Source organism: Mesorhizobium sp. PL10, from assembly GCF_053714315.1.
The window spans coordinates 1-4,090 of the sequence record NZ_JBSKBR010000088.1 but is presented as its reverse complement, the minus strand read 5'-3'; the positions used below and the strand labels follow the sequence as shown (position 1 = coordinate 4,090).

4 protein-coding genes and 3 pseudogenes are annotated in these 4,090 nt (G+C 60.0%); 1 reads left to right on the top strand and 6 read right to left on the bottom strand.

All coding sequences use genetic code 11. The annotated features are described in order from the left end of the window. The 3 genes and pseudogenes from ACWGTO_RS32830 to ACWGTO_RS32820 form a co-directional block, all read right to left on the bottom strand. Positions 1–258: pseudogene (locus tag ACWGTO_RS32830) on the bottom strand (IS5/IS1182 family transposase); the annotation flags it as partial. 208 nt (positions 259–466) lie between these two features. Then, positions 467–1,054, bottom strand: a complete 588-nt coding sequence (locus ACWGTO_RS32825; protein WP_454578859.1) for a type II toxin-antitoxin system VapC family toxin — start codon at positions 1,052–1,054, stop codon at positions 467–469. Then, positions 1,044–1,340: a hypothetical protein gene (locus tag ACWGTO_RS32820; RefSeq protein ID WP_454578858.1), complete on the bottom strand. Its 297-nt coding sequence runs from the start codon at positions 1,338–1,340 to the stop codon at positions 1,044–1,046. The genes ACWGTO_RS32825 and ACWGTO_RS32820 overlap by 11 nt, the downstream gene beginning before the upstream one ends. Before the next feature lie 255 nt (positions 1,341–1,595). Between ACWGTO_RS32820 and ACWGTO_RS32815 the strand changes: the two genes are divergently transcribed. Then, the gene (locus tag ACWGTO_RS32815) at positions 1,596–2,126 is read left to right on the top strand and encodes a hypothetical protein (protein ID WP_454578857.1); all 531 of its coding nucleotides are present in this window, start codon (positions 1,596–1,598) and stop codon (positions 2,124–2,126) included. Here ACWGTO_RS32815 and ACWGTO_RS32810 read toward each other — a convergent pair. The 3 genes and pseudogenes from ACWGTO_RS32810 to ACWGTO_RS32800 all read right to left on the bottom strand — a co-directional run. Next, positions 2,122–2,274: pseudogene (locus ACWGTO_RS32810) on the bottom strand (integrase core domain-containing protein); the annotation flags it as partial. The gene ACWGTO_RS32815 and the pseudogene ACWGTO_RS32810 sit on opposite strands and share 5 nt — an antisense overlap. A 400-nt stretch (positions 2,275–2,674) precedes the next feature. Further along, positions 2,675–2,930, bottom strand: a pseudogene (groEL, locus tag ACWGTO_RS32805) (chaperonin GroEL); the annotation flags it as partial. Between the two features lie 363 nt (positions 2,931–3,293). Then, on the bottom strand, positions 3,294–3,890 hold the full coding sequence (locus ACWGTO_RS32800) for a cold-shock protein (RefSeq protein ID WP_454578856.1): 597 nt from the start codon (positions 3,888–3,890) through the stop codon (positions 3,294–3,296). Positions 3,891–4,090 lie beyond the last annotated feature (200 nt).

The following is a 4,090-nucleotide window of genomic DNA, read 5'->3' as shown; positions in this document are numbered from 1 at the left end:
ATCAACCGGCGGCATCGTGCCATCTGCCTGCGGCTTGGCCTTGGTGAACTTGACCGTCCAGCGCGCGTCGCGATCTTTCTGGCGTAGTTCCGCCGGCTTGTCCTGCCAATCTTGCGGGATCCGGCCGGCCTTGATGTCGTCCTTCTCTTCCTTCGTGTTCCTCTGCTTCGGCGCGGCGATAAGGCTGGAATCCACGATCTGGCCCGACATGGCGATGTAGCCGGCCTCGCGCAGCATCGCATCGAAGCGTTCGAACAGGGCAAGACAGCCAGGCCAAGCTGCTGTAGTGCCGAGGCAAGCGAAAATCCTAGCGAAGAGCCAGATCCAATGTAGGGGTATTGAGCTTGACACGTCTTCACAAAGCGCAGGAACAACTGGATGTGCTGCAGGTGGTTTATATCTGTGGCCGGCGCCCGCACCAACTGTTCCAGTCCGGCAGAATGGCGACAGACGGGCCACTCGGCGTTCATGATCGCCGACCAGGCGGAGCTCGATAGAGAACGATCCGCCCAGTCGGAATGATCTGGGATAGGAAATCAAAGTCCCGAACGTTGCCGGTCAGCACGCTCGCGCCGAGCTGCCGCGCCTGCAGGAAAACGAGGGCGTCATTGACGAAGCGGCGCTCGTGACCCTCCCCCTTTGGCACATTGCTCAGCCGGAAGAGCAGGCCGGCCAACACACCTGCCTGTCCCCAGATCGCTGCCTCCGGCGCATGAAGTCGGTGGTCCGAAATGTCCTCTACCGTGGCCTCGATCGTTTCGAGGACCGCTCTTGTGGAGGCATGCTTGGGGTCCAGGCGGCCGAAGGCATGGGTCAGCTCAGACAGACAGACTGCAGAATGGTGGCATAGGCGATACTTAAGCAGCGTATCGACCTCCACCGGTGAGCGCCCCTGCAACACATCCAGATAGACGCTGGTATCAAGAAACAGCGGCCCCCCAATTGGGGGTTCGTCAGCAGCCCATAGGAGACCTTCATCGGGCCTGCGCTCGAGCGTCCCGACGTGCTTCTGGGGCTTTAGTGATCGGAGGGTTTCAGAGAGATCAAATCCCAAGATCGATATCCATCGGGATGCTGCCCTTGCGGCCGACCAGACGGACACCAAAGTCATCTTCGAGGGCCAGCCGAGAAAGCGCCAATTCCAGCAGCTCAGTGTCGGAGGTGACATGGGCGCGCTTCTTGGCCGCCTCGATCAACTCCGAGGGCACTCGCCCCGACAGGCGGGTATTCTTTGCATTGCCAAGAAGACCGACGGCTTTCGCTTGCTCGAGTACGAGCTTATTGCGAGTCAAGGCGATCTTTGCTTCGCTTTCCGCACCAGTATGTGTTTGGACACCCATAGGAATCTCCTGCGTTGAACAGAACATAGATTGCGTTGAACGGGAAGGCAAGGTTCAATGGTGGGCGTGTCGTAAGCACGTGAGTTGTCCGGGTTAGGTAGCACGTGAGTTATCCAGTTTGATTTCCAGCGAATGGAGGCTGGGGATGAAACGGGCAGCATGGCTACAGGACCGGAGAATGCAGAAGTTTCGGGATGTGTTGAGCCGCCGGGATTGCGGCGATTTGTCGATGCTTGAGCTGGTGAGTTGCTTGGGATGTCTGAACGGCAGTTCCGGCGTTACCGCGACCGCTACGAGGAGGCTGGTGGAGCCGGGCTTGTCGATCGTCGTCTGGGCAAGGTTTCGGGGCGGCGCGTGTCGGGGGAGATGGTGGAGTCAGGCTTTACCGGGAGCGGTACCGTAGCTGGAACGCGAAGCATTTTCACGAACACCTGGTTCCCGATCACAATTTCGGCTGGGGTATACCTTCACCAAGGCGCAGTTGCACGCAGCCGGTCTGGTGGAGCGGGCCAGACGGCGTGGCGCGCACCGCCGCAAGCGACCGCGCAAGCCCTGCAAGGGCATGATGCTGCATCAGGACGGCAGCCGGCACGCTTGGCTGGCGGACGAGCCGGAGCTGGACCTGATCGTAACGATGGACGATGCGACGAGCACGATCTATTAGGCCTTCCTGGTCGAGGAGGAGGGCACGGCCTCGAGCTGCCAAGGCCTGATGGAGACGTTTTGCGGCCATGCTCTGCCGTCGAGCCTCTACACCGATCGCGGCAGCCACTATTTCGTGAGTGAGGCCTTCGAGGGTCTTAAGTCTGCGGCCAAAGTTGTAGGCCGCGACGAAGTCGGCAAGATGCCGACGCAGTTGCTCATGGCTTTCGCAATGGAAGCGCTTGACCGTGGCGTCCTTGATGGTCCGGTTCATTCTTTCGACCTGGCCGTTATCCGGTATGTGATCTGTGGTGCCTTTTCGTCCTGCTGTTCTTGTTTTGGAACGGCCTTATGGTGAGCCCATCCGGGACGTGGGGCACCGGGAGCACGAAGGTGCAGGCAGGCCGTCAATAGACCGTGGGCTGAGAGCCCGAGCTCGTTACATGGCCGCCCCTCGCGACTTTCCCGGATGCGCTGCGAGCGTGGATCAGTCGATGTCGTGTTGCCCGCAGCTCCCGTCTTTGACCCAGCCAAGAAGGAGGAACGGGCATGCGCATCATCGGACTGGATATCCACCGCGCCTTCGCCGAGGCGGTCATCGGATACGAGAACCGCAACACGCCAGGATCGACGCCGCCTTTGTCGATCGCATTGTGAACGGCTTTTAGCACTCGTTCTCGGTGAGTGCTAAAACCCATGCCGCCCATGCCGCCGCCGGGCATGCCGGTCGGCATGCGGCCGCCAGCCGACCTCTTCTTCGGAGCCTCCGCGATCATGGCTTCGGTGGTGACCAGCAGGCCGGCGACCGAGGCCGCGTCCTGGAGAGCCGTGCGAACGAATCTTGCCGGCAACGATCGAGGCTTCCGCACCGGCGTTGGCCGCGATCTGGCGGGCCGGAGCCTGCAGCGCGCGACGCACGATGTTGATGCCAGCAGCTTGGTCGGAGTTACCTTGACCGGGTCGACGATGCTCATGGCGATCATGTCTTCTAGGGACGCACACCTCGTCAATCTCGGAAGGGCGGCAGCGATGCCGCCCCTCTCCTTTTGCGTTTTGTCGATGAAACCAACCGTCATAGTTATAGCCGCTCCATCGAGGGGCCCCTTAGACCTTCGCTGATGCAGACAATTTTTTGTGCATTGCAATATATCCCTCGACGGGTGTACGGTTCCGCTGTCGGCCATCTACTCCTCCCAGATGCGATGCCGGCTCTGAACGCAGCGCACCTCCTCCCGCGCTGTTTTCGATATCGGCCCTCCCGGCAGCGGGCCTTTCGCGTATGGGTTTCCCCCGATGGCCCGCGTGCTGGCTCTAGGCGATGCGGATGCTCTGGACTTCCAGCCCCTTCTTGCCCGGCCGGCATTCGACAAGCACCTTTTGCCCCTCTACCAGCCCGCTGAGGCCAGAGCGGACCAACGCCGTGGCATGAACGAAGACATCCTTCCCGCCATCTTCAGGAGCTATGAAGCCGAAGCCCCTTTCGGGATTGTACCACTTGACTGTGCCCGCGCTCTCGATCAATCTACCCGCTGGAGAGGCGGATCGTTCAGAACCACGGACATCTGGCGAAATTTTCGCGGCCTCGCCAATCTCCAGCACCTGGGACACCTGAGGACCCTTTGGCCGCACTTCGACGGTGACCTTGAGACGCGCTCCCTCAGAAACACTGCGATTTCCGGCTACCTCTAGTACTCTGCTGTGCAAATAAGCATCCCTGCCGTCTGAGAGTTTGACGAAGCCAAATCCCTTGGTCGCGTCGAACCACTTCACCTCGGCGTTCACAGGGTCCACGATTACAGGTGGCGACCGTTGAAAATAGCTAGGCTCGGAAGCCCGTTCGGAAAAAGAATCGGACGTGTCCTCATCTCGATCCCGGCGTGGTTTGCGATGGTCTCTGTATCTGCTCATTATGGTCTCGGCTGGCATGGCGAAGGCTTACGCCCGATTACCTCTATCGGGCGACGCGTTTGTGTCAAATGTCCTTGATGGCGTAAAGCTCCCTCTGTCGACCACAGTCCACCTGGTCGTAATTGGCTGCGGATAACGTCCAGGGGAATCGGGTGAGTTAATTTTCACGAGATGAGGCTGACGAGAAAGTCCTCGTTCCA

Bases quoted from the DNA above. Each gene is read 5' to 3' on its own strand.
- ACWGTO_RS32820 (WP_454578858.1), bottom strand. From the start codon at position 1,340: ATGGGTGTCCAAACACATACTGGTGCGGAAAGCGAAGCAAAGATCGCC.
- ACWGTO_RS32815 (WP_454578857.1), top strand. From the start codon at position 1,596: ATGTCTGAACGGCAGTTCCGGCGTTACCGCGACCGCTACGAGGAGGCT.
- ACWGTO_RS32800 (WP_454578856.1), bottom strand. From the start codon at position 3,890: ATGAGCAGATACAGAGACCATCGCAAACCACGCCGGGATCGAGATGAG.